We start from the raw sequence: 24,344 nt of genomic DNA, 5'->3' as shown, positions 1-24,344 counted from the left end.
CGTTCGCCCGCCAGCCGACTCCACCATGCCGACCCCATCCGTTCCCGCCGCCGACTGGCAACGCGCGCTGCGCGCGTGCGTGGACGCGTTCGACGCGTTCGCGAGCCCGTCCGCGATCGTGTTCTACCGGCTCGACCAGAGCGGCGAACCGGCCGATTTCGAGCTGTTCGGGATGTCGGAATCGATGCATCGCACCTATGTCGCGCGCTACCGGATGCTCGATCCGCTGCATCCGTCGCGTTGCGCGGCAGGGGAATGCGCGGTCGTCACGCTGGCGTCCCAATTGCCTGACGAAAGACGCGAGGCGTCCGCGTACTGGACCCGTTTCCTGCGGCGGCACGACGTGGCCGATGTCGTCGAGATCTGGCTGCGCGACGCGGGCCGCACGGTCGGCGCGTTCTCGTTGCTGCGCTTCGGCACCGATGAAGCAGGCGGAGGTGCGGCCGGGAACAGCACGGCGGGCCGGTTCGCGCCCGGCGAGATCGACGCGCTCGCCCGGCTGCAGCCTGTCGCCGAAGCCGCGCTGAGCCCGCTGCTGCGCGCGCGGCGCGGGATTCACCGGATCGGTTGCGAGGAACGGCTGACCTACCGCGAGGAACAGATCGCGCGCCTCGTGCGCGACGGCCGTTCGAACAAGGAGATCGCGCGCGATCTCGCGCTGGGCCAACCGACCGTCAAGACGCACCTGATGCGCATGTACCGCAAGCTCGGCGTGTCGAACCGCACCGAACTGGTCGGGGCGTTGTTCCTGTAACTCCCCACGCCCTGCCAATTTGCGCTAACTGCGCGCCCGCCTCGCTCGATACAGTGGTCCGACGCCCGCGTGCCCACGCGCACGCGGTCCAGCCACGACAATCCTCGAGACGCCCATGAGCAACACGAACTTCGTCGCCGTCAGCGACACCGTGCGCACCTTCGTTGCGCGCGATTTCGGCCTCTTCATCGACGGTGACATGCAGCCCGCGCACGCGGCTGCTCGACTCGACGTGTACGACCCCGCGACAGGCGAGCGGCTCGCCACGGTCGCGGACGCCGACGAGCACGACGTCGACCGCGCGGTCGCCAGCGCGAAGCACGCGTTCGACACGCGCGTGTGGAGCGGGCTGCGCCCGGCCGACCGCGAACGCATCCTGCTGAAACTCGCCGACCTGATCGAACGCGACACCGAAACGCTCGCGCAGCTCGAAACGCTGAACCAGGGCAAGTCGATCCACGTGTCGCGCGCGATCGAGGTCGGCGCGAGCGTCGAATACGTGCGCTACATGGCCGGCTGGGCGACCAAGATCACCGGCCAGACACTCGACGTGTCGATCCCGTTCCCGCCCGGCGCACGCTATACGGCCTATACGCGCAAGGAACCCGTCGGCGTGGTCGCCGCGATCGTGCCGTGGAATTTCCCGCTGATGATCGCGGTGTGGAAGCTGATTCCCGCGCTCGCGGCCGGCTGCACGATCGTGCTGAAGCCGTCGCCGGAAACGCCGCTCACCGCGCTGCGCCTCGCCGAACTCGCGCGCGAAGCCGGCGTGCCGCCCGGCGCGTTCAACGTCGTCACGGGCGGCCGCACGTGCGGCGCCGCGCTCGCGCGCCACCCGTCGATCGCGAAGATCTCGTTCACGGGCTCGACCGCGACCGGCAAGCTGGTCGGCGCGGCGGCCGTGCAGAACATGACGCGCTTCTCGCTCGAACTCGGCGGCAAGAACCCGATCGTGATGCTCGACGACATCGACGTCGCGCAGGCGCTCGACGGCGTCGCCGCCGGCGCGTTCTTCAACCAGGGGCAGGTGTGCGCGGCCGCGTCGCGCATCTACGTGCATCGCAGCAAGTTCGCGCAGCTCGCGGACGGCCTCGCGGGCGTCGCGCAGTCGATGAAGCTCGGCGCGGGCCTCGACACGACCGCGCAGATCAACCCGCTCGTCTCCGCGCACCATCGCGACAAGGTCGTCCAGCACATCGAAGGCGCGCGCCGCGCGGGCCTCACGTTCCTCGCGGGCGGCACGCCGGCCGACGACCTGCCCGGCTATTTCGTGAAGCCGGCCGTGATCGCCGATCCGCATCCGGACAGCGCGATCGTGCGCGACGAGGTGTTCGGCCCGGTGATCGTTGTCGTGCCGTTCGACGATGCGGCCGACGCGGTGCGCCTCGCGAACGCGTCGCCGTACGGCCTCGCCGCGAGCATCTGGAGCAACGACCTGAAGCGCGTGATGAACCTCGTGCCGCAGATCGAGGCCGGCACCGTGTGGGTGAACTGCCATATCCCGCTCGACCCGTCGATGCCGTTCGGCGGCTACAAGCAATCGGGCATCGGCCGCGAGTTCGGCCAGTACGCGATCGAAGGCTTCACCGAAACCAAATCCGTCTGCATCGCGCACTGACGCGCGGCATCAACCCCGAACCTCGAACCCGAACGACCCAAGTTCAAACGATCCGACAGTGGAGACTGCAATGAGCTACAACGAAGCGAAATTCTGGCACCCGATGGTGCATCCGAACGAAATGAAGCAGCGCAAGCCGATCCGCATCGTGCGCGGCGACGGCTGCTACGTGTTCGACGAAGAGGGGCGGAAGCTCGTCGACGGCGTCGCGGGCCTGTGGAACGTGAACGTTGGCCACAACCGCCAGGAAGTGAAGGACGCGATCGTCCGCCAGCTCGACGAGCTCGAATACTTCCAGCTGTTCGACGGGATCTCGCATCCGCGCGCGGAAGAGTTGTCGAAGAAGGTGATCGACATGCTCGAACCGGAAGGGATGCGCCGCGTGCTGTACAGCTCGGGCGGTTCCGACTCGATCGAGACCGCGCTGAAGATCGCGCGCCAGTACTGGAAGGTGCGCGGCCAGGCCGATCGCACGAAGTTCATCTCGCTGAAGCAGGGTTATCACGGCACGCACTTCGGCGGCGCGTCGGTGAACGGCAACACGGTGTTCCGCCGCAACTACGAGCCGAACCTGCCCGGCTGCTTCCACGTCGAGACGCCGTGGCTGTACCGCAACCCGTTCACGCAGGACCCGGAGGAACTCGGCCGGATCTGCGCGGAAATGCTCGAGCGCGAGATCCTGTTCCAGAGCCCCGACACGGTCGCCGCGTTCATCGCGGAGCCGATCCAGGGCGCGGGCGGCGTGATCGTGCCGCCGGCCAACTACTGGCCGCTCGTGCGCGAGGTGTGCGACCGCTATGGCGTGCTGCTGATCGCCGATGAAGTCGTGACGGGCTTCGGCCGCAGCGGCAGCCTGTTCGGCAGCCGCGGCTGGGGCGTGCGCCCGGACATCATGTGTCTCGCGAAGGGGATCTCGTCGGGCTACGTGCCGCTCGGCGCGACGGTCGTGAACGCGCGGATCGAGGACGCGTTCGCCGCGAATGCGGACTTCGGCGGCGCGATCATGCACGGCTACACGTATGCGGGCCACCCGGTCGCGTGCGCGGCCGCGATCGCGAGCCTCGACATCGTCGTCAAGGAAGACCTGCCGGCGAATGCGGCGAAGCAGGGCGCGTATCTGCTCGAAGCGCTGCAGCCGTTCGCGGAACGCTTCGCGTCGGTCGGCGAGGTGCGCGGCAAGGGGCTGATGCTCGCGCTCGACCTCGTCGCGAACAAAGAAACGCGCGAGCCGATCGACCCGCTGTCCGGCTATGCGAACGCGGTCGCGGAAGTCGCGCGCGAGAACGGCGTGCTGGTGCGGCCGGTCGGCACGAAGATCATCCTGTCGCCGCCGCTCGTGATCCAGCGCGAACAGCTCGACCGGATCGTCGACGCGCTCGCGGCGGGTTTCGAGGCCGTGCCGTTCGCGTGACGGCATGACGGTGTGAGCGCGTGACCGCAAACCGGCGGCGTGCGGCCAGGCCGCCCGCCGCCGGTTTGCCGATTTGCGCTATGACCGGATTATTTTGCCTGCGTATTTTTTCGACATCGGATCAAGTGTGATCGACAGGAAGCCCGGGCGACGAAGCGCGGGTTCGGGTCAACAAAGGAAGGAGACAAAGATGTCGGGATGGTCAGGAGTTACCGGCGCCGCGGGCGAGTCGTCCGCCGGCACGCCGGCCGAAACGGGCGGCACGGCGCTGAAGGCAGGCGCGGTCGGTTTTCCGACCGCGCTGGCGAGCGCTGTCGGCCTCATCATGGCAAGCCCGGTGATCCTCACCGCGACGTCGGGCTTCGGGATGGGCGGCTGGGCGTTCGCGGTCGCGATGATCATCGCGTTCGTGATGATGCAGGCGCAGGCGACCACGTTCTCCGAAGCCGCCGCGATGTTGCCGACGGCCGGCTCGGTTTACGATTACCTGTCGTGCGGGCTGGGCCGCTTCTGGGCGATCACCGGCACGATCTCCGCGTATTTCCTCGTGCACGTGTTCGCCGGCACGGCCGAGACGATCCTGAGCGGCATCATGGCGCTCGTCAATTTCGAATCGCTGAACGCCGCGTTCGAGAAGCACAACAGCTCGTGGCTCGTCGGCGTCGGCCTCGTGGTCACGTTCGCGATCACCAACATCATCGGCATCAAGGTGTTCAGCAAGCTCGAGATCGTGCTGACAGCCGGCATGTGGCTGTCGCTGATGATCTTCGGAATCCTCGGGCTCGCGGCCGCGCCGGCCGTGCACCTCGACGGCTGGTTCGGCGGCTCGGAAGTCGGCACGTCGGTGCCGGCCGTGCTGTCGCTGGTCGGGATGGCGATGTTCATGTTCGTCGGCTGCGAGTTCGTCACGCCGCTCGCGCCGGAAATGAAGGCGCCCGGCCGCACGATTCCGCGTGCGATGACGATCGGCCTCGTCGGCGTCGCGATCTGCATGTTCCTGTACGGCGCGGCGATCCGCCGCCAGGTCGCGAACGTGCCCGTGAGCCCCGACGGCCTCACGCACCTGCTCGACACGCCGGGCGCGATTCCCGCGTTCGCGCTGCAGGTGCTTGGGCCCTTCGGCCGCATCTGGTTCGGCGTCGCGTTCCTGTTCGCGGGCGCTGCGACGATCAACACGCTGATGGCCGGGCTGCCGCGGATCCTGTACGGGATGGCGATCGACGGCGCGCTGCCGCGCTGCTTCGCGTACCTGCATCCGCGCTTCAAGACGCCGGTGGTCGGCATCGTCGCGGCGGCCGTCGTGCCGATCATCCATGCGTGGCTGATCAACGGCAATCTCGACAGCATCCTGCACCTCGTGCTCGCCGCGACCTGCGCGTGGGGCACTGCGTACCTGCTCGTCACCGCGTCGGTCGTGATGCTGCGGATCCGCCGCCCGGACCTGCCGCGCCCGTACCGTTCGCCGCTGTTTCCGCTGCCGCAGATCGTGTCGAGCGTCGGCATCGTGCTCGCGATCTGGTACATCACGCCGCCCGGCATGAACGCGCGCGACATCTACGTGCCGTTCGGCGCGATGCTCGGGCTCACCGCGCTGTATGCGCTGTTCTGGACGCTCGTCGTGCAGCGCCGGCATCCGTTCAAGCCGGTGCCGGTCGAGGAAGTGCTGCGCAACGAGCACGTCGCGTCGTGAAGGCCGCACTCGCCCGGTGGCGCGCGGCGCCCGATGAGCTGCCACTCGGCCATCGGCCCGGCGCGATCGCCGCGCGCGTGCTTGCCGACCTGCATGCCGCGCGTGACGCCGACGGTGCCAGTGGTCCGGCGGCGCGGCTGCCGAACGGCGTGTGTGTGAGCGTCGAGGAGCGCGTCGAGCGCCAGTTCCTGATGCATACGGTCAGCGTGAAGGTGGCGGCGACCGTCTGCGGCCCGGCAGTGCAGGGCCGCGCCCGCATACGGCAAACCGGCTGGCTGCGTCGCACCGGCATCGATGCAGTGCCAGCGCCGGGATGCGACCCCGGATTCGTCGACACGGTGGCTGCACTGGTCGCCGAGCCGTCGCTGGCCGACGCGCTGCGGCTGCTGCACCTGACCGACTGCGCGATCGACGCGCGCGACGGCCTCTGGACGCTCGCGATCGTGCCGTTCGGCGGCAGCGAGGTCGTGAACCGGATGCCGTCGTTTCGTCGTTATGTCCGGCTGACCGGCGAGCAGGCCGCCGCGCTGTCGGCGGCCTGTCTTGCGTTCGAAACCGCACTGCACGGGATTTTGCGCGGGTAAAGTGTGGCGTTGCGCGCCGCGCCGGCGGCTGCGCCCAGGAATCAGGGTTTCACCGGAGGCGCCGATGTTGTTCCAGTCACGCTCGCACGAAGACGTGCACGACCACGGGCTCGCGATCGCGGGCTGGCATCAGGTCTACCGCCAGATGACGCCGGGCCGCTTCAGGGGCACGGTCACGCAGGTGCTGTACGACGATTTCCACTTCTTCCGCGAAACGACCAACCGGCGCGTCGCGCAAACCGGGCTCGCGCCGGCCGGGCGCACGTCGCTCGCGGTGCCGCTGTCCGTGCCGCTCGCCGGCACGTTCCAGGGCCAGCCGGTCGACGGTTATGCGCTGCTCGCGCTGCGCGCCGGCGAGGATTTCGAATTCCATACGCCGGAAGGGATGGGGCTCGTCGGGATCAGCGCGGCGTCCGACATGGTCGACGAGCTGTGCGAGGCCGAATTCGGCGCGGCCGGCGCGCGCAAGCTGCGGCACGTGACGCGGCTGTCCGATGCGCAGGGCGTCGCGCTCGGCGTGCGGCTGTCGTCGCTGATCGACGATGCGCAGCGCAACCCGGGCCACCTCGAATACGCGGCCACCCGCAAGATGTTCCGCGACGCGATGCTCGGCATGTTCCTCGATGCGCTCGAACAGGGCATTGGCGTCGAGCGCCGCGACATCACGCACGCCACCTACAGCGACATCGTGAGCCGCTGCGAGAAGCATCTGCGCGACCGGCCCGAAGAACCCGTCACCGTGCTCGAACTGTGCCGCGCGCTGCGCTGCAGCCGCCGCACGCTGCAAACCAGCTTCCAGCGCGTCGCCGACGTCACGCCGGTCGGTTATCTGCGCACGATCCGGCTGAACGCGGTGCGGCGCATGCTGCGCACGACGTCGGTACAACAGCTCGGCGTCGGCGAGGCCGCCGCGAGCTGGGGTTTTACGCATCTCGGCTATTTCGCGCGCGAGTATCGCGACCTGTTCGGCGAGCTGCCTTCCCAGACGACGCGTCCCGACTGACGCACGCGCATCGCGACGGCGCCGTCGGGCACCGTCGCGGGCGGCGCGATCCACCGTTTGCCGATTTGCGATAGAGGTCCTGAATTTTCGCTGGATAGAGTCCCGTCACCCATTTCGACAACACCATCGATTTGCACTGCGTATCGATGATCACATAGGGCGGGACATGAAGATCGGACGACGACTGGCCGCGGCCGCGGCTACGCTGGGTTGCATGCACGCGCACGCGCAGACCTCGGGCAGCGTGACGCTGTACGGCACCGTGGACACCGGCATCATCTACTCGACGAACCAGCAGTTCACGCGCGCCGACGGCAGCACGGGCGGCGGCCATGCGTGGCAGATGGGCGGCGGCAACCTCGTGCCGTCCCGCTTCGGATTCCAGGGCGCCGAGCCGCTCGGCGGCGGGCTCGACGCGGTGTTCACGCTCGAACAGCAGTTCCTGTCCGCGAACGGGCAGGCGCTGCAGGGCGGCACCGCCTTCAGCCGGCAGGCGTGGGTCGGGCTGCGCCAGGACGGGATCGGCACGCTCGGCCTCGGCCGGCAATACGACTCGTACACGGACATGCTCGGCGCCTATGTGTCGAGCAACAACTGGGCGACGCCGTACGGCTCGCATCTCGGCGACGTCGACAACCTGAACGCCGCGTTCAACTTCAACAACGCGGTGAAGTTCACCAGCGCCGATTTCAACGGCCTCACGTTCGGCGGCACGTTCAGCTTCGGCGGGCAGGCCGGCGATTTTTCCGCGAAGCGCGGTTATGCGGTGGCCGCGACGTATACGCGCGCGCCGGTGGCATTCTCGGTCGGCTATCTCGACCTGCATCAGCCGCTCGACGCGGCGCTCGGCGGCGCGAGCGGCTATATCGGCGATTTCGCGTGCAGCAACCCGGGTGCGATGTATTGCCTGCTGCAGGACGCCGGCTCGATGCGCGCGTTCGGCGCGGGCGGCTCGGTGACGCTCGGCGCGGCGACGGTCGCGCTGACCTACACGCATACGCGCCTCGGCGACAGCCGCTATTTCTCGACCGCCGCGCAGCCTCGCACGCAGGCGTTCACGTTCGACATCGGCGAGCTGAACGTCACGTACATGTTTACGCCCGCGCTGCAGGGCGGCGTCGCGTATATCTTCAACGCCGCGCATACCGACGGGCGCGGCACGACGCGTTTCCACCAGGTGAACGTCGGCACGAACTACAGCCTGTCGAAGCGCACGGCGCTGTATGCGGTCGCGATCGGCCAGATCGCAAGCGGCACGGGGCTCGGCACCGACGCGAACGGCAACGCGGTGAACTATGCACAGATTCCGGTGCTCGCGAACAGCAACTCGAGCCGGCAGCTGGCGGTGATGGCCGGGATCCGCGTGAACTTCTGACCTGGCCGGGGAGGTCCGGCCGGGAAGGCCCGGCCGGGGAGGTCTGGCCGGGAAGGCGGCGCCGGGGCGGTCGGGCGGGCGGGGCGGCAGGGCACGGCGGCGGTCTCTTCTGCCGCGTGCCATAAATTCTTAACGATCGGCGTGAACAATGGCGTTCGCTTCAGGCAGCCGGAAGCGTCGCCCGCGTTGCACACGTGTGCAACGCCCGGCTGTCCCGCCACCACGCCGAACGAGAGAGACCTCATGACCTTGCTGAGCCGCCTGCGCGCGCTGTCCGCCGCCCTTGCGCTGTCCTTCGCCGCCACGCACGCCGTTGCCGCGGATCTCGTCATCGCAGGCCGCGACGACATCTACGGGAAGGGGTTGGCCGACGCCGTTGCCGGCTTCAACAAACTGCACCCGGGCACCGAGATCGAGCTGCTCAAGCTGCCGAACGCGAACCTGTACCAGAAGCTCAAGCTGTCGATGCGCGAAGGCACCGGTGCGTACGACCTCGTGATGATGGACGACACGTGGGCGCCCGAATTCATCGGCAACGGCTGGCTGAAGCCGCTGCCCGCGTCGCTCGCGGACGCCGATCTCGTGCCGTCGGCCGTCGCGCTCGGCCGCAATGCGGCCGGTGCGCTGTACGCGCTGCCGATCGTCGGCAACGTCGAGATGTTCGCGTACCGCAAGGACCTGCTCGCGAAGTACAAGCTGCAGCCGCCGCGCAACTGGGACGACGTGCTGAAGATCGCGCAGACCATCGGCGGCGCGGACAAGAGCGTGTCGGGCGTCGTGTTTCGCGGCACGAAGGGCAACCCGGTCGTGACGGGCTTCCTGCCGATCCTGTGGGCCTACGGCGGCGACGTGTTCGACCGTGCCGGCAACGTGACGATCGATTCGCGCGAGGCGCAGGCTGCGCTGAAGACGTTCCTCGCGCTGAAGGCGTCCGCGCCGAAGGACGTCGACGTGTACGGCGCGGCGGAAGTGCGCGATGCGCTGCAGCGCGGCACGGCTGCGCAGTCGATCGAAGTGTGGCCCGCGTGGGTGCCGGCGCTCGACGATCCGAAGCAGTCGCGCGTGGTCGGGCAGATCGCGCTGCAGCCGCCGCCCGGGCAGACCGCCGGCCCGGCGCCGATGCTCGGCATCTGGCAGATGGGCATTCCGAAGGACGCGCCGCACGCGAAGCTCGCGCAGGACTTCCTGGCGTACCTGACCGCCCGCGACACGCAGACCCGCCTCGCCGGAATCGGCATTCCGCCGACCCGCCGCAGCGTGTTCGCCGATCCGGCGCTGGTGCGCCAGTACCGCTGGTATCCCGATCAACTGAAGGCGCTCGAGGCCGGCCGTGCGCGGCCGCGCGTGAACGACTGGCAGCAGGTCGAGAGCATTCTCGGCGACCAGCTCCAGCTCGCGCTGACCGGGCAGGCCGCACCCGACGCCGCGCTGCGCCAGGCACAGCAGAAAATCGCGCAGGCGATGGCCGCGGCCGGCAAGTGACGGCCCGCCTCGCGATGTTGTCCGGAACCCGCGCATGAAAGCCTTCGGCCGCAGCCTGCCGTTCGTCGCGCTGCTCGGTCCGGCGCTGCTGGTGCTCGCCGCGCTCGCGCTGTATCCGGTCGCGCAGGTGCTGATCGATTCGTTCTGCCGGGTCGACTACGCGGCCGGCCGCCGCGCGTTCGCGGGACTCGCGAACTATCGCGCGGTGCTCGGCGACGACGCGTTCACGGCCGGCTTCGGCAACACGCTGCGCTTCACGATTGTGGCGTCGCTTGCCGAGGTCGCGCTCGGCTTCGGCCTCGCGCTGCTGTTCGTGCGCGCCTTTCCGGGGCGACGCATCGCGCTGCCGCTCGCGATCCTGCCGATGATGCTGTCCACGCTCGTGTGCTCGGCGATCTGGCGCAACTGGCTCAACTTCGACGGTTTCCTGAACGCGCTGCTCGCGGCGTTCGGCATCGAAGGCGTGCGCTGGTTGTCCGATCCGCATCTCGCGCTGTGGTCGCTCGCGCTCGTCGACGTGTGGCAATGGACGCCGATGGCGTTCCTGATCGTGCTGGCCGGGCTGCAGTCGATTCCCGGCGAACTGTACGAAGCCGCTCGCACCGACGGCGCGAGCGAGTGGCAGTGCCTGCGCGACATCACGCTGCCGCTCGCGGCGCCGCAGATCGGCCTTGCGCTGCTGCTGCGCTCGATCGACACGTTCAAGCTGTTCGACAAGGTCTATGCGCTGACGGGCGGCGGCCCCGGCAACGCAACGCAGACGCTGTCGACCTATATCTACGACACGGGCTTCCGCTTCTTCAACGTCGGGCCGGCGAGTGCCGCGTCGGTGCTGATGCTCGCGGCGTCCGCGCTGCTGGTCTCGGGGTATGTATGGCAGACGGTTCGCAAGCGGCGCGCATGACGGCGCAACCCGCGGGCATCACGCGCGCGCGAACGGGCGCCGCATTCGGTCGCGCGATGCCGTGGGCGCTGCGTGTCGCCGCGCTCGCGCTGTTGCTGCTGCCGTGCCTGTGGATGGCCGGCGCGGCCTTCATGCCGACGCTCGAACGCCTCGATCATCCGTTGCGGATCTGGCCGGCCGCGCCGACCTTCGAGCATTTCGCGTCGGTGTGGTCCAACGGCATCGGCGCGCCGCTCTTCAATTCGCTGCTGGTCGGGTTCGGCACGACGCTGCTCGCGCTGGCGCTCGCGTTTCCGGCCGCTTATGCGCTGGTGCGGCTGCGGTTCCCGGCGCGGCTCGATCTGCTGTTCCTGGTGCTCGTGCTGGCGTTGAAGCTGATGCCGCCGATCACGATCGCGGTGCCGCTGTTCGCGCTCGCGAAGCGGCTGCACCTGCTCGATTCGACGCTCGGCCTGATGCTCGCATACCAGATCTATGCGTTGCCGATGGCGATCTGGATGCTGCTCGCGTTCGTGCGCGACGTGCCGATCGAGTACGAAGAGGCGGCCTGCATCGACGGTGCGGGGCTCGCACGGCGGCTCGTGCAGATCGTGCTGCCGCTGTGCGCGCCGGGGCTGATCGCGACGGCGATCTTCGTGTTCATCGCCGCATGGAACGAGTTCCTGATCGCGCTGCTGTTCGTGTCGACGCCGAGCCGCTTCACGCTGCCGCTCGCGATCGCCGGTTATGTGACGGAGAACGGGATCGATTGGGGCGATTTGATGAGCGCGGGGCTGATGGCGTCGCTGCCCACGCTGGCCGTGGCCGGTTATGTGCAGCGCTACCTGTTGCGCGGGTTCGCGGGTGGGTTGAAGTGACGCGGCAACGCCGCGCCCGATTTCACCATGTCATGCGCAGCTATGCCGCACCACCTGCGTGACCGGCACGACGCGCGTGCGCGACGCGCCGTCGAACGTCTGCATCCGGTCGGCGAGCAGGTCGATCGCCGCGTGCGCGAGGCCGCGCGTGTCCTGCCGGAGCGTCGTCAGCCGATAGGCATCGTATTCGGCGGCCGGGATGTCGTCGAAGCCGATCACGCGCAGGTCTTCCGGCACGCGCAACCCGAATTCGCTGCGCGCGACGTCGATCACGCCGAGCGCGAGCAGGTCGGACGAACAGAACACGCCGTCGGGCCGCTCGCCGGCCGCGAACAGTTGCCGCGCGGCATCGATCCCGCATGCATGGGTGTCGGATTTCGTGTCGAGTACGCGCGCGAGCGTCGCGTCGTATGCGTCGCCGCGCCCGATCGCCTGCTCGAACGCCACGGCGCGCGACTGCGCGCTGTAGCTCGCACCGCGCGGCCCGACGAATGCGAGCCGGCGCGCGCCGGCCCGCACGAGCCGCTGCGCCGCATGGACGGCCCCCGCCGCGTTGTCGCTGACGACGACATCCGCGCCCGGCAGGTTCGCGTCGCGGTTGATCATCACGACCGGAATCCGGTGTTCGAGATACTGCTGCGCCACCGACAGCGGCGGCGACGCGGACGTCATCACGAGGCCTGCGATCCGGTAGCTGAGCAGCTGTTCGAGCGATTGCCGGACCTGGCGCGGGTCTTCCGCATTGGTCACGAGCGGCGTGAGTGCGCGCTGCCCGAGCGCGGCCATCAGGTCCGTCAGCAGTCGCGCGCGAAACGGATTCTCGAAGCCGGCCGTCACGACGCCGATCATGCTGCTGCGCTGCGTGATCATGTCGCGCGCGATCAGGTTGACCTGGTAGCCGAGCGCACGCGCGGCGACCATCACGCGTTCGCGCGTTTGCGGCGCGATGCTCGCGGTCGGCGAGAACGCGCGCGACACCGCGGAGCGCGATACGCCGGCCCGCGCCGCGACATCCGACGCCGTCACCCACGGTTTTCTTTCCTTGTCATTCATCGATACATGATCCTTTCGAGCCACGAAACGTGCATGCCGCTCGCCGACTGGATGTCGGCGCTCGACGATGCGCGGCTGCTGCATACGCTGACCCTACCGGGCAGCCATGACACCTGTGCGTATACGGTCGACGATCGGCTCGTGCGCACGCAGCGTGCGCCGCTCGACGCGCAGCTCGCGCATGGCGTGCGGCTGCTCGACATCCGTTGCCGGCACGTGCGCGATGCGTTCGACATCCATCACGGCGGCATCGCGCTCGGCATGACGTTCGACGACGTGCTGGCAACCTGTACACGTTTTCTCGATGCGCATCCGCGCGAATGCATCGTGATGTCGGTGAAGGACGAGTGGCCGGCGCACGCGTGCACGCGCGGTTTCGATGCGACGTTCGACGCGCATCGTGCGCGGCACCCGCGGCTGCGCTGGCATGCCGGCGGCACGCTGCCCGCGCTTGGCGACGTGCGCGGCGCGGTCGTGCTGCTGCGGCGCTTTCGCAGCGGCCGGCCGCTCGGCATCGACCTGACCGCGTGGCCCGACAACGCGACGTTCACGATCGATCATCCCGACGGGGCGTTCGTGATCCAGGACGAATACCGCGTGCCGGTGGCCGCGTCGATCGGCTGGAAGTGGCGCGCGATCGACACGCTGCTCACGCTCCTGCCGACGCCGGAAAGCGGCCGCTGGGCGATCAATTTCTGCAGCGGGACCGGGATGGGCGCGAATCCTTCGACGGTCGCGCATGGCGACGGCCGGGTGCAGGGCATTCATGCGCGACTGGCCGAACGATTGCGCGAGCAGCGCGGCCCGTGCGGCGCGATGCTGCTCGATTTCTGCGATGACGACGATTGGGCGTTGGTGCGCGCGCTGATCGCGTGCAACGACCATGCGCGAGCGCCGGGCGTCTGGCGCAAGGCGTTTCGCTGTTAGCGAAGATTGACACTGAAGAACGCGAGCGCCTTTGCGTCGAGCGTCGCGTGGAATGCCGCGCGATCGAATCCCTTCGCATCGGTACAGACTTCAGGCGAGTCGTGCGCCAGTTGTTCGGGGCACGGCGCGAGAAACGCGAAATGCGCGGAATTCGGCACGACGTGGAATTCCGGCCGTTGCGGCAGCAGGCCGGCCAGCTCGGGGACCGTTTCCGGGTCCACGCCGTCGCCGCCCGCTTCCGACGCCCAGAGCTGGATCGGCGCGTGCACGTCCTTCAGCGTATCGGCGGTCGGGAATACGTCGAACGGGTCGGCGAGCACGTAGGCCTTGATTCGCGGATCGTGCGTCAGCGGTTGGCGCGGCAAGTCATGGTCGCGGATCTGCTTGCAGATCAGCCAGGTCGGGTCCGGGCAGGCCACGTGCGCGTGCACGAAATCCGGATTGGCGCCGGCCAGCACGAGGCCCGTATAGCCGCCGCGCGAGAAGCCGAAGAAGCCGATCCGCGCGGGATCGATATGCGCGGCGTCGGGTGCGTTGGCCAGCATGTAGTCGACCAGGCGCTTGATGTCGGCCGGCCGCTCGGCGAAATCCTGCAGGTCGGCTGCGTGGCTCAGGTCGGCATGCGTGTCGCCGGGATGATTGATCGCCGCGACGACGAAGCCCGCGTCGGCGAGCGTTTCGGCGAGGTCGTGATGTCCGAAGTACGTGCCGGCGTGACCGTGCGAGATCACGACGAGCGGCAGCTTGTCGCCGACGGTCGGGCAGTCGCGTTGCCCTTTCAGCAGGAACGGGCCGATCGTGAGCGATTGCGCGGGTGTCGCGCAGGGCGTCCAGATGGCCGCGCGCAGCTCGGGGCCAGCCGTGTCGGCCGGGATGCTGACGAACTTGACGCCGGCCGCGTGCGCGACCGTGGCGGACAGGCAGAGCAGGGCAGCCGATAGCCAGGTTTTCATGGTGCATCCCTCCGGGACAATGAGCAGACTACCGTTGCGGATCGCCGGTCGGTCGCCGGCGTGCGATTGCACAAGTACGACGATCAGTGTGCGTCGCCGATCGTGATGCAGAAATGCAGCCGGTCGGTCGTTGCGGGGTATTCGTCGCGCCACACCTGCGCTTCGGACGTCATCGTGCTGCGGCAGAACGCGGCAGCATCCGCCAGCGGCCAGTCCGCCAGACTCACGGTGCCCTGCGGCGCGCTGCCGTGTCCGACTCGTCCGTCGGCAGTCAGAACCCAGCCTTCCCATCCGTAGATCGGAATGCGATGACGCACGCAATAATCGATGCATTCGAGCGCGGCGTCGAGCGGAAGCACGATCTCGAGACGGGAAATCGATTGCGCGGAGAGTGCGGCAGGAATCTTCCCGAGTTGCGACATGGCGGGCGGCTGGGGGCGGTGTGGCGCGGGACCGGCGGGCTACCGCGTCGCGATCGCCACCGCCGCACCGGCCATCGCGGTCGCGCTCGTGCGGTTCGCGATCCGTTTCGCGCGCGCCGAAGTGAGAAAAGCCCGCGCACGCACCGCGAGCAGCGACCAGAAGCAGTCGGCGAGGATCAGCACCGCGAGCATCGTGCCGACGAGTTCGGCCCACGCGAGAACGCCCACGTGCGTCAGATCGACGATGGTCGGCAGCAGCGCGAGATAGAACAGCATGATCTTCGGATTGCCGAGCGTGACCAGCATGCCCGCGACGAACATGCGCCACGGCGACTGGCCGCGCGGCAGGTCGTCCGCGCCCGTCCCGGTCGGGGCGGTCCACATCTTCCACGCGAGGAACAGCAGGTATGCGACGCCGAGCAGCTTCAGCACGATCAGGCCCGTCTCGAACGTGCGCGCGAACGCGGACAGCCCCGCGACCGCGAGCGTGAGCCACAGCGCTTCGCCGAGCCACATCGCCGCGAGGAACGGCAGCACGTCTCGCACGCCGTTCGTCAGCACGCGCGCGACGAGCGCGGCGACGCTCGGGCCGGGCGTGCCGGCGGTGACGAGCAGGGCGAAGGCGAAGACGGCGAGCGCGGACAACGTCATGACGGACCTCGTGGGTGGCGAATTCGAAACGTATGAAGTTTCGATTATAGTGACGGCCGTTCCAGACTGCCTGCCTGAATTGCCGCAATGACTCCATCGATCCTGATCCGTCCCGCCACGCGGGAAGACGCGGCCGCAATGGCCGCCGTGGAAGTCGCCGCCGCGCAGCGGTTTCGCGAGATCGGCATGACCGACATCGCCGATGGCGAGCCGACCGATACGGCCGACGTGCTCGCGCGCATCGACGACGGCCGCGCGATTGTCGCGGTCGATGCGCAGGGCGTGTGCGTCGGGTTTGCGTTCTACCGGCTGCTCGATGCGCAGCGGTTGTATCTGGAGGAGCTGGATGTCGCGCCGTCGCATGCCGGACAGCGGATCGGCGCGCGCCTGATCGAAGCGATCAACGCGCGCGCGGCGGCGGGCGGGATCGCGCAGGTCGTGCTGTCGACGTTCCGCGATGCGCCGTGGAATGCGCCGTACTACGCGCGCCTCGGTTTCCGGATCATCGACGACGCGTCGCTCGACGACACGCTGCGCGCGGTCCGCGCGCACCACGTCGCGCGCGGGCTCGACGAGACACAGCGCGTGTTCATGCGCGCGGACGTGCGCGCCTGAACACGTGCTGCCCGGCCGTCAGGCCGCGTCGCTCAGCGCCGGGTAGTCGGTGTAGCCCGTTTCGCCTTCCGCGTAGAACGTCTCCGGCACCGGCTTGTTGAGCGGCGCGCCGAGCTCGAGGCGGCGCGGCAGGTCGGGGTTCGCGATGAACAGCTTGCCCCATGCGATCGCGTCGGCGCTGCCGTTCTCGAGTGCGGCCTGCGCGGAATCGAGCGTGAACTGCTCGTTCGCGATCAGCGGGCCGCCGAACGCTTCCTTCAGGCGCGGGCTCAAGTGGTCGCCCGAATACGATTCGCGCGTGAAGATGAACGCGATCTTGCGGCGGCCGAGTTCGCGCGCGACATAGCCGAACGTCGCCGCCGGATCGGAATCGCCCATCGTGTGCGCGTCGCCGCGCGGCGCGAGGTGCACGCCGACACGGCCGGCGCCCCACACGTCGATCGCGGCGTCGACCACTTCGAGCAGCAGGCGCGCGCGGTTCTCGACCGGGCCGCCGTAGGCGTCGGTGCGGCGATTGGTGCTGTCCTGCAGGAACTGGTCGAGCAGGTAGCCGTTCGCGCCGTGGATCTCGACGCCGTCGAAGCCGGCCGCCTTCGCGTTTTCGGCCCCCTTGCGGTACGCGGCGACGATGCCCGGAATTTCGTCGAGTTCGAGCGCGCGCGGCGTCACGTAGGGACGCTGCGGACGCACGAGGCTCACGTGGCCGCCCGCGGCGATCGCGCTCGGCGCGACCGGCAGGTCGCCGTCCAGGAATACCGGATCGGAGATCCGGCCGACGTGCCAGAGTTGCAGCACGATGCGCCCGCCGGCCGCGTGCACGGCCTGCGTCAGCTGCTTCCAGCCCTCGACCTGCTCATCGGACCAGATGCCGGGCGTGTCCGCGTAGCCGACACCCTGCGGCGTGACCGACGTTGCTTCGGTAATGATCAGGCCGGCCGATGCGCGTTCGGCGTAATAGCGGGCCATCAGTGCGTTCGGCACACGCGTCGCGCCCGCACGGGAGCGGGTGAGCGGCGCCATCACGATGCGGTTCGGCAGGGTCAGGTCGCCGAGGGTAACGGGATCGAACAGCGTGGGCATGGCAGATAACCTCTTCACGAAAGGCGGGCGCGCCGTCGCGTCATGCGCAACGCAGGCCCGCATGGCCGATACGGCCGGTTGGCTAGAGATCGCGGCGCAAAGCGTCGTGAAATGCGTCGATGACGGCCTCGTTGCGCCGGAAGAACGCCCACTGGCCGATCCGCGTCGACGTCACGAGCCCCGCGCGTTGCAGCGTCGCGAGGTGCGCGGAAACGGTCGACTGTGACAGCCCGCAGCGCGCGTCGATCTGGCCCGCGCAGACGCCGTGTTCGTACGGCAGCGTCTGTGCCGGAAAATGCTCGCCCGGCGTTTTCAGCCAGACGAGGATTTCCCGGCGGACGGGGTTCGAGAGCGCTTTCAGGATCGCGTCGATGTCGATTTCGGTCGGCATGGATGGAGCAGGTGTTTCGGTCGGGCAGACGGGTATCGTCGATGGGCGAATCATATATCGGGATTTGACGATATGTTTGAAAGCACTGCTGGCTTTGGGGTTGATAGCTGTCGGTAATCCCCCCGAAAAACCGGTGTGATCAGAAGTAGAATTTTCTCGTTGAGGGAGTTCTACAGCATGAAGAAGTCGAGATTCACGGACAGCCAGATCATGGACGCGCTCAAGCGCATGGAATCGGGGCAGTCGGTGCCGGACCTGTGCCGGGAGCTGGGCATCCGCACGGCGACGTTCTACAAATGGCGTTCGAAGTACGGCGGCATGGACGTCTCGCTGATCGCACGGATGAAGGAGTTGGAGGCCGAGAACGCCCGGCTGCGCAATATGTACGTCGAGGAGAAGATCAAGGCTGAGATCGTAGCGGAGGCGCTCGCAATAAAAGATTGAGGCCATCTTGCCGGCGTGAGATGGCCATGCATGCGGTGTTCAGCCGGGGCATATCGATCCGGCTGGCATGTGAGGCATTTGGGATCAGCCAGGCCTGTTATCAGTACGTCGGTCGGCGCAGCGCCGAGAACGACGAGATTGCGAACTGGCTGCTGCGCCTGACGGAGAACCATCGGAACTGGGGCTTCGGGCTGTGCTTCCTGTGCCTGCGCAACGTGAGGGGCTTCGGCTGGAATCACAGGCGCGTGTACCGGATCTATCGCAAACTGGAACTGAACCCGCGGATCAAGCCACGCAAGCGACTGGTCAGGCAGGTACCGGAGCGCTGGCGGTGCCGTGCGCCGTCAACCAGGTATGGTCGATGGACTTCATGCACGACCAACTGGCCGACGGACGCAGCATCCGGCTGTTCAACGTGATCGAGGACTTCAACCGCGAGGCACTCGGCATCGAGATCGACTTCTCATTGCCGTCCGAACGCGTGATCCGTGCGCTGTGGCAGATCATCGGTTGGCGCGGCAGGCCCGAAGCGATTCGGTGCGATAACGGGCCCGAGTACCTGAGCGCAGCGATCATCGAATGGGCCCGACAGTACGGCATCAGGCTCGACTACATCCAGCCGGGCAAGCCGCAGCAAAATGCGTATGTCGAACGATTCAACCGGACCGTGCGGTACGAATGGCTGTCGCAGTACCACTGGGAAGACTTGGACCACGTGCAGCGCTTCGCGACCGATTGGATGTGGACTTACACTCATGACCGACCGACCGACCGACCGACCGACCGACCGACCGACCGACCGACCGACCGACCGACCGACCGACCGACCGACCGACCGACCGACCGACCGACCGACCGACCGACCGACCGACCGACCGACCGACCGACCGACCGACCGACCGAACATGGACCTGGGCGGATTCACGCCAAAGCAGCGGTTGGCCATGGCCGCTTAGTTTCTACTTCTGAACCCCGTGGAAAACGGGGGGATTACCCCTGACGCCGACGACGGAGCGCGCGTTAGTGTGAGCAGTCGTATCCCGTCCAATCAATATATTGCATCGTGAAAGACTGCAAAATTGGTGGGTTAAATTCGTCCATTATTTGCGAAAGACCGCACGGTGGGACGTTTTTTGGATGCGATCGCGTATGAAATATCGTCAAATGCGTGCGATATCATAATGGCGATTTGATAGGATGGTCGGCGTATTAGTGGAATGAACGTCGTTTTCCGTCGCCGGCATTTTCCCAATAATGGTTTCGATACAGTGAGGACGGCCGTGATCACCGGTCCGGACGTTCTTGCCTCCGCGGCCGTGCGGGGTATCTGAGAGGAAGGAAGAAAAAAATGGAAGCCAGGGCACCCTCGCTCGGGGAGCTGTCGTCCAGCGGTCTTTTTGACGCTTTTCACCGAGGCATTCTGCAAAACGATCGGCTGCTGAAACTCGACACGCCCCTTGGCGCGAACACCCTCGTTGCCTTACGTGCCGAAGGCCACGCAAAAATAGGGCGCGACTATCGATGGACTGTCGATGTAGCGTCGATGCGCACCGATATCACGCTCCTGTCGTTGATGCATCAGGCCGTAACGTTGTGGATTCAGCAGGTAACCGCACCGTTCGCCGAGTCGACTTATCGCCCCGTCCACGGCTTTGTTCACCGTATCGGGATGCTCGGGGCCGATGGTGGCCTGGCCGTCTACCAGCTCGAGATATCGTCAGCCTTGTACTTCCTTGGGCATACCCGCGACGATCATTTTTGGCTCGAAAAGGATGCACGGGAGATCCTGTCGAATGTATTTGACCGATATCCACAGCTGCAAGGTTGCTATCGGTTCAACACCGTCAACTCACCCCGTGTGCGGTCGTATTGCAGACAGGCCGAGTCTGACCTGAATTTCGTCCATCGGCTGCTCGAGGATGAGGGTTGGTATTTCTACTGGGAGCACGCGAACACCCAGTCAGGGGAGCTACCGAGGACCAGCTTGGTCATCGTCGACCGTCTTTCGTCGCTACCGAATCCAAAGGATGCGACCTATACCCGCGGCAACGCGAGCAATGAAAGCGACGGCGTGGCGCAATGGGCAGCTATCCAAACCCTCCAAAGCGTGCGCTACACAACCCGTTCATTCGACTACAAGCGCCCGAGCTTCGACTTCGAGGCAGTTAGCGAAATCGAGTCGACGACCTACGACATCGAGCAGCGGCGACAACGCGAGACACAAAGCATCCCGACGGTGCCGATGGAGGTTTTCGAATCGACGCCGTATGGGTATGCCACCACGGATGCCGGTGGGTCCCGTGCGCGATTGCACACCCAGGCTTGGGATGCGCAGGCACTGCGCTACGCCGCAGTCGCCGGATTGCGGTGGATCGACGCGGGGTCTCGTTTCGTGCTGAACGACCACCCTCGACATACGGATTCCGACTCAAAGCACCGCGAGTTTGTCGCGATCGAAGCGCGGTGGCTCGTCGAAAACAACGTGCCTGTGGCTCGTCAGGGTGCCGCCTTCCCCCACAGTTTGCAGCGGCAAGTTTCCGATGCGAAAGCCGCGCGCGGTAGCGATTTCCAATCGCAGCCACACCCGGCCGACGGCGAAACTGGATTCTTCGTCGTCGAGGTTGAAGCTCAAGCCACGACTATCGAATATCGGAGCCCGTTCGAGCACCGCAAACCAATCGTGCATATCGAGCATGCGATCGTGGTTGCGCCCGACGGAGAAGAAGCGTGGGCCGACGAATCGAACCGAGTTCGCGTGAGGCACGCGTGGGATCGCCAAAGTCCTGCAGGTGCTTTCAACACATCACCGTTGCTGTTGTCGTTGCAGTCCGACACTGGGAACTCATACGGCGCCGTACACGTTCCGCGCGCGGGCGAATGGGTGGCGATTAGTCACTGGGGCGGTGATTGTGATCGTCCGTTCGTGTTAGGACGGCTCAACGGCGGTACGACTCAACCGCCTTGGCATACGAACGTGTTGCTATCGGGCTTCCAGTCAAGTGGGTTCGGCGGTACGGGCGCCTTCAACTCGTTGGTGCACGACGACTCAACCAACCAAGGTGCGACCCGACTGACCTCCTTTACGGGTTCGAGTTACAGCTCGTTCCATCAGGGTTATCTGATCAGCCAAGACCGGAATACGCGTGGGCGTTACCTTGGTGCAGGTTTTCAGATTCACACCGACGACTACGGAGCCGTACGCGCGAATCGCGGCCTCTATTTGAGCACGCACGCCAAGGCGCACGATGCGGAGCAGCTCGATGTCGTTGAGGCTCGGGATCAGCTGACGCGCTCGGGCATGCTTGTTGAATCGCTATCAAGCGCCAGCGCGACGGCGCAGGCCGAGTCGCTGGAGGGGAGTCAAGACACGCTGAAAGCCGTCGCAAAGGCTACCGAACATCCCGTTTCGGGACAAACGTCAGGGGGCAGGACCGATGGCGGCGGGACAGGGGAAGCCAACGGCTTCGCCACCCCGATGATCGTGATGGCCACGCCAGCCGATATCGGATTAACGTCGCGACAGTCGACTAGCATCGCAACCGATCGGCACATCAACCTGGTCAGCGGCGAACACACTCACGTTGCTACGGGCAAATCTCTCGTCGTGGCAGCGGCGGAAAAAATCAGCCTGTTCGTGCAGAAAGCGGGGATGAAGCTGTTCGCTGCAAAGGGCAAGGTCGAGATCGCGGCGCAAAGTGACGCGATGACCCTGTTCGCCGATCGTGACGTAACGGTTACCAGCAATCAGGGTAGGGTTGTAATCGAGGCGAAGCAGGAGCTGATCCTCAAGTGTGGCGGCTCGTACATTCGCATCACCGCGGATGGTATCGAAGATGGCTCGCGAGGACCACGCACGATCAAATCGGCATCGTTCAGCCGACAAGGTCCGAGCTCGATCGCCGAACACATGAACAGCTTGCCTAAAACAGCATTCAACGATCCCTATGTGCTTCGCCACTCGATCACGGGCGAAGCACTCAAGAACCATCCGTACGAATTCGTACGGAGCGATGGAACAGTCATCAAGGGGGTCACGGACGAACTCGGCAAGACCTCCGTGCAGAAGAACGTGGACGTCGAGACGATGACTGTACGTGTGTTGCCTCGCACGCTTAACGAGGCCGGCTAGACGGACCGAATCGTGGAACGAGGCGATCGCCATCTACACACTCTGAATCTCTCCGATCAACCGCAGTCATCGTAGGTACCGGTATGGGCACGAGCAATTCCGGCGGCAACAACGCAACCAAGCAATCCGATACGGTCGTTATTCAAGGGCAGCACGAGCCAGGCGGCGGGTCGTCCGCAAAGGTGACGTTAACGCCCGATGCTAACAAATGCAGCAAAGAGGTTCATTGCGATCCGCGGCCGCCTATTCCGGTAATCTTTATTCCCGGGGTGATGGGTTCCCTGCTGATCAACAAAAATACCGGGCAGGAGATCTGGAATCCGCCAAATGAAGTCAACCGTGCAGCGATAGGATTCGGCTGGCATGGATACTTTGCAGATGCGTCGGAGCGAGAAACAAAGTACGACACGTCCTCAGCAGTCGTGTCGACTCTCGGGGCAATCGTGACGACGGGTTGCGATCTGACGGCAGACGAGGCGCGACGGCGAGGCTGGGGGTCGGTCCATTGCAAGAGCTACCACGGGTCACTCGCTTGGCTTGAGCGAGAACTCAACAATCCGATGAAGGCAGGGAAGCTCCTTGGCGCCTGGGCAAACGGCGACCCCAAAGGTGAGGACTTCACATTGCGCCCGGTCATCGGCACCGCGCCGTCGAATTACGGCGCGAATGGTGCGGGTATCGACCCGCTTCAGGTCGGCTCGGATGAGTTTAAGAAGTTCTGTCAGTACCGGTATCCAGTGTATGCGGTCGGCTACAACTGGCTGCAATCGAATCTCCTGTCGGCCGAAGACGCCGTGAAGGGCGTCGACTATGTCGATCAGAAAACCCACAAGAAATACCATTTGATGGGCATCAAGGAGATCTGTGCCGAGAACAAAGTAAAGAAGGCGATCATCATCACACACTCCATGGGTGGCCTGGTCGCCCGCATGGCTTCTGTGATTGCCGGTTACGAGGATCTAATGTATGGCGTGATTCACGGGGCTCAGCCGGCGACTGGCGCACCTTTGGCCGCACGCCGGTTTCGCGCGGGGGCTGAAGGGGAAGGGCAAGTCCTCAATAAGGTACTGGTGGGTCGAAATGCGCCGGAATTCACGGCAATCACGGTCAATGCGCCGGGGCCGTTGGAGCTCCTTCCGATGCCCGATTATCACGACTATGATCCGTGGTGGGTTGTGCGGGACTCGAAGCGGCAGGAAGTGCTTACGCTGCCGAAGAAAAACGACACGCTCAAGCTCTTTACGTCACAGGCGTGGTACGGCTTGGTTCCTAACCAGTCTGACGGAATGCTTGACCCGGCGGGGATCGCCAAACGGCGCCTGCAAACGACTCAGCCTGGCATGACACTGCAGAAGAATTTTCTGACGACAATGCAGGATGTGGTTGACCGGCAGCATCAGTTGATCAACAACTACCATCCGAACACCTATGCATTCTACGGGAACGGTCCTTTGCTACGGTCGAGTGAGGTTGACCCAACGAAGGGCGGTACAGTCAAGGTTCCTACCCGGCAAGAGACCACGGCAACGGCGGACAAGCTGCTCACCTTTGGCCGAATCTATTGGCGTGGCGATTTCCCGGTAGGAACGACCGAAGACGATCTGCTGAAGGCTGAATTTTTGAGTGATGACCAGAAGGGGCAGATCCGTATCCGGGTCAAGGGACTTGCCTGTACACTTTTTGCGGAAATCATGGATCCCAATTTTCCGCAGGAACGAGGCTTGATCTTCGGGGATGGCACTGTGCCAAGCTGGTCTGGGGAATCCGTCGCACGTGGTTTGAAGGCCGGTGTCCCTGGCGAGAAGGCAAAAGGTGTGCAGATCGCCTTCACGCAGAATGGATTCGACCACCAGGGCTGTTTCGGGCACCCATGGGCGAAGTGGGCCACACTCTATAGTGTGGTCAAGGTCGCAAAATCGATCGACGTTCCTGTATGACAACATTGAACCAGTTCACAAATCGAATCGCAGTCGTGCTCGTGGCCTTCTCGGTAGGGTTGGC

General features: G+C 65.9%; 20 protein-coding genes and 1 pseudogene. 15 read left to right on the top strand and 6 right to left on the bottom strand.

Going from position 1 to position 24,344, the window contains the following annotated elements; translation table 11 throughout:
• The first annotated feature begins 25 nt into the window (after positions 1 to 25).
• From R9B84_RS29115 to R9B84_RS29070, 10 genes are all read left to right on the top strand, one after another.
• Positions 26 to 754, top strand: coding sequence for a response regulator transcription factor (locus R9B84_RS29115; protein ID WP_423763408.1), 729 nt, complete (start codon positions 26 to 28; stop codon positions 752 to 754).
• 115 nt (positions 755 to 869) lie between these two features.
• On the top strand, positions 870 to 2,372 hold the full coding sequence (locus R9B84_RS29110) for an aldehyde dehydrogenase family protein (RefSeq protein ID WP_423763407.1): 1,503 nt from the start codon (positions 870 to 872) through the stop codon (positions 2,370 to 2,372).
• Positions 2,373 to 2,442: 70 nt separating this feature from the next.
• Complete coding sequence (locus R9B84_RS29105) at positions 2,443 to 3,783, top strand: aspartate aminotransferase family protein (RefSeq protein ID WP_423763406.1); 1,341 nt, start codon at positions 2,443 to 2,445, stop codon at positions 3,781 to 3,783.
• Positions 3,784 to 3,973: 190 nt separating this feature from the next.
• Positions 3,974 to 5,473, top strand: coding sequence for an APC family permease (locus R9B84_RS29100; RefSeq protein ID WP_423763405.1), 1,500 nt, complete (start codon positions 3,974 to 3,976; stop codon positions 5,471 to 5,473).
• A complete protein-coding gene (locus R9B84_RS29095; protein WP_423763404.1) occupies positions 5,470 to 6,057 on the top strand; it encodes a DUF3156 family protein in 588 nt (195 codons plus the stop codon). Before R9B84_RS29100 ends, R9B84_RS29095 begins: the two co-directional genes overlap by 4 nt.
• A gap of 64 nt (positions 6,058 to 6,121) precedes the next feature.
• Positions 6,122 to 7,060: a helix-turn-helix domain-containing protein gene (locus tag R9B84_RS29090; protein ID WP_262545296.1), complete on the top strand. Its 939-nt coding sequence runs from the start codon at positions 6,122 to 6,124 to the stop codon at positions 7,058 to 7,060.
• A gap of 166 nt (positions 7,061 to 7,226) precedes the next feature.
• Entirely contained in the window at positions 7,227 to 8,435 is a 1,209-nt protein-coding gene (locus tag R9B84_RS29085; RefSeq protein ID WP_423763403.1) for a porin, read from the top strand.
• Between the two features lie 243 nt (positions 8,436 to 8,678).
• Positions 8,679 to 9,917: an ABC transporter substrate-binding protein gene (locus R9B84_RS29080; protein WP_423763402.1), complete on the top strand. Its 1,239-nt coding sequence runs from the start codon at positions 8,679 to 8,681 to the stop codon at positions 9,915 to 9,917.
• A gap of 34 nt (positions 9,918 to 9,951) precedes the next feature.
• Complete coding sequence (locus R9B84_RS29075) at positions 9,952 to 10,821, top strand: carbohydrate ABC transporter permease (protein WP_105392649.1); 870 nt, start codon at positions 9,952 to 9,954, stop codon at positions 10,819 to 10,821.
• The gene (locus R9B84_RS29070) at positions 10,818 to 11,678 is read left to right on the top strand and encodes a carbohydrate ABC transporter permease (protein WP_423763401.1); all 861 of its coding nucleotides are present in this window, start codon (positions 10,818 to 10,820) and stop codon (positions 11,676 to 11,678) included. Before R9B84_RS29075 ends, R9B84_RS29070 begins: the two co-directional genes overlap by 4 nt.
• A gap of 30 nt (positions 11,679 to 11,708) precedes the next feature.
• On the opposite strand, the gene R9B84_RS29065 is transcribed toward R9B84_RS29070, so the two are convergent.
• On the bottom strand, positions 11,709 to 12,731 hold the full coding sequence (locus R9B84_RS29065) for a LacI family DNA-binding transcriptional regulator (protein WP_423763400.1): 1,023 nt from the start codon (positions 12,729 to 12,731) through the stop codon (positions 11,709 to 11,711).
• Between the two features lie 6 nt (positions 12,732 to 12,737).
• On the opposite strand from R9B84_RS29065, the gene R9B84_RS29060 reads away from it, so the two are divergent.
• Positions 12,738 to 13,658, top strand: coding sequence for a phosphatidylinositol-specific phospholipase C (locus tag R9B84_RS29060; RefSeq protein ID WP_423763399.1), 921 nt, complete (start codon positions 12,738 to 12,740; stop codon positions 13,656 to 13,658).
• On the opposite strand, the gene R9B84_RS29055 is transcribed toward R9B84_RS29060, so the two are convergent.
• From R9B84_RS29055 to R9B84_RS29045, 3 genes are all read right to left on the bottom strand, one after another.
• A complete protein-coding gene (locus R9B84_RS29055; RefSeq protein ID WP_423763398.1) occupies positions 13,655 to 14,611 on the bottom strand; it encodes an alpha/beta hydrolase family protein in 957 nt (318 codons plus the stop codon). The two genes, R9B84_RS29060 and R9B84_RS29055, sit on opposite strands and share 4 nt — an antisense overlap.
• Positions 14,612 to 14,694: 83 nt before the next feature.
• Positions 14,695 to 15,033 (bottom strand): hypothetical protein, encoded by a 339-nt coding sequence (locus R9B84_RS29050; protein WP_423763397.1) that lies wholly within the window; start codon positions 15,031 to 15,033, stop codon positions 14,695 to 14,697.
• A 39-nt stretch (positions 15,034 to 15,072) separates the two neighbouring features.
• On the bottom strand, positions 15,073 to 15,684 hold the full coding sequence (locus R9B84_RS29045; protein ID WP_105392651.1) for a LysE family translocator: 612 nt from the start codon (positions 15,682 to 15,684) through the stop codon (positions 15,073 to 15,075).
• Between the two features lie 87 nt (positions 15,685 to 15,771).
• Between R9B84_RS29045 and R9B84_RS29040 the strand changes: the two genes are divergently transcribed.
• Complete coding sequence (locus R9B84_RS29040) at positions 15,772 to 16,299, top strand: GNAT family N-acetyltransferase (protein WP_423763396.1); 528 nt, start codon at positions 15,772 to 15,774, stop codon at positions 16,297 to 16,299.
• 18 nt (positions 16,300 to 16,317) lie between these two features.
• Here the strand turns inward: R9B84_RS29040 and R9B84_RS29035 are convergent, their stop codons facing one another.
• Positions 16,318 to 17,379 carry an alkene reductase gene (locus tag R9B84_RS29035; protein WP_423763395.1) on the bottom strand — a complete coding sequence of 354 codons (1,062 nt, stop codon included), beginning with the start codon at positions 17,377 to 17,379 and terminating at the stop codon, positions 16,318 to 16,320.
• Positions 17,380 to 17,461: 82 nt separating this feature from the next.
• Complete coding sequence (locus R9B84_RS29030) at positions 17,462 to 17,770, bottom strand: ArsR/SmtB family transcription factor (protein ID WP_096473910.1); 309 nt, start codon at positions 17,768 to 17,770, stop codon at positions 17,462 to 17,464.
• Between the two features lie 177 nt (positions 17,771 to 17,947).
• Here R9B84_RS29030 and R9B84_RS29025 point away from each other — a divergent pair.
• The 3 genes and pseudogenes from R9B84_RS29025 to R9B84_RS29015 all read left to right on the top strand — a co-directional run.
• Positions 17,948 to 18,980, top strand: a pseudogene (locus tag R9B84_RS29025) (IS3 family transposase); the annotation flags it as partial.
• A gap of 582 nt (positions 18,981 to 19,562) precedes the next feature.
• Entirely contained in the window at positions 19,563 to 22,343 is a 2,781-nt protein-coding gene (locus tag R9B84_RS29020) for a type VI secretion system Vgr family protein (protein WP_423763394.1), read from the top strand.
• Between the two features lie 83 nt (positions 22,344 to 22,426).
• Complete coding sequence (locus tag R9B84_RS29015; protein WP_423763393.1) at positions 22,427 to 24,280, top strand: esterase/lipase family protein; 1,854 nt, start codon at positions 22,427 to 22,429, stop codon at positions 24,278 to 24,280.
• Positions 24,281 to 24,344 lie beyond the last annotated feature (64 nt).

It is taken from the genome of Burkholderia sp. NLJ2 (assembly GCF_049487195.1).
Classification (GTDB): Bacteria; Pseudomonadota; Gammaproteobacteria; order Burkholderiales; family Burkholderiaceae; genus Burkholderia; species Burkholderia pyrrocinia.
Note: the sequence above shows the minus strand (reverse complement) of the source record. Positions and strands in the feature narration are given on the sequence as shown.

Bases quoted from the DNA above. Each gene is read 5' to 3' on its own strand.
- R9B84_RS29015 (WP_423763393.1), top strand. From the start codon at position 22,427: ATGGGCACGAGCAATTCCGGCGGCAACAACGCAACCAAGCAATCCGAT.
- R9B84_RS29020 (WP_423763394.1), top strand. From the start codon at position 19,563: ATGGAAGCCAGGGCACCCTCGCTCGGGGAGCTGTCGTCCAGCGGTCTT.
- R9B84_RS29075 (WP_105392649.1), top strand. From the start codon at position 9,952: ATGAAAGCCTTCGGCCGCAGCCTGCCGTTCGTCGCGCTGCTCGGTCCG.
- R9B84_RS29115 (WP_423763408.1), top strand. From the start codon at position 26: ATGCCGACCCCATCCGTTCCCGCCGCCGACTGGCAACGCGCGCTGCGC.
- R9B84_RS29110 (WP_423763407.1), top strand. From the start codon at position 870: ATGAGCAACACGAACTTCGTCGCCGTCAGCGACACCGTGCGCACCTTC.
- R9B84_RS29070 (WP_423763401.1), top strand. From the start codon at position 10,818: ATGACGGCGCAACCCGCGGGCATCACGCGCGCGCGAACGGGCGCCGCA.
- R9B84_RS29100 (WP_423763405.1), top strand. From the start codon at position 3,974: ATGTCGGGATGGTCAGGAGTTACCGGCGCCGCGGGCGAGTCGTCCGCC.
- R9B84_RS29105 (WP_423763406.1), top strand. From the start codon at position 2,443: ATGAGCTACAACGAAGCGAAATTCTGGCACCCGATGGTGCATCCGAAC.
- R9B84_RS29035 (WP_423763395.1), bottom strand. From the start codon at position 17,379: ATGCCCACGCTGTTCGATCCCGTTACCCTCGGCGACCTGACCCTGCCG.
- R9B84_RS29085 (WP_423763403.1), top strand. From the start codon at position 7,227: ATGAAGATCGGACGACGACTGGCCGCGGCCGCGGCTACGCTGGGTTGC.
- R9B84_RS29040 (WP_423763396.1), top strand. From the start codon at position 15,772: ATGACTCCATCGATCCTGATCCGTCCCGCCACGCGGGAAGACGCGGCC.
- R9B84_RS29065 (WP_423763400.1), bottom strand. From the start codon at position 12,731: ATGAATGACAAGGAAAGAAAACCGTGGGTGACGGCGTCGGATGTCGCG.
- R9B84_RS29090 (WP_262545296.1), top strand. From the start codon at position 6,122: ATGTTGTTCCAGTCACGCTCGCACGAAGACGTGCACGACCACGGGCTC.
- R9B84_RS29030 (WP_096473910.1), bottom strand. From the start codon at position 17,770: ATGCCGACCGAAATCGACATCGACGCGATCCTGAAAGCGCTCTCGAAC.
- R9B84_RS29045 (WP_105392651.1), bottom strand. From the start codon at position 15,684: ATGACGTTGTCCGCGCTCGCCGTCTTCGCCTTCGCCCTGCTCGTCACC.
- R9B84_RS29080 (WP_423763402.1), top strand. From the start codon at position 8,679: ATGACCTTGCTGAGCCGCCTGCGCGCGCTGTCCGCCGCCCTTGCGCTG.
- R9B84_RS29050 (WP_423763397.1), bottom strand. From the start codon at position 15,033: ATGTCGCAACTCGGGAAGATTCCTGCCGCACTCTCCGCGCAATCGATT.
- R9B84_RS29060 (WP_423763399.1), top strand. From the start codon at position 12,738: ATGATCCTTTCGAGCCACGAAACGTGCATGCCGCTCGCCGACTGGATG.
- R9B84_RS29055 (WP_423763398.1), bottom strand. From the start codon at position 14,611: ATGAAAACCTGGCTATCGGCTGCCCTGCTCTGCCTGTCCGCCACGGTC.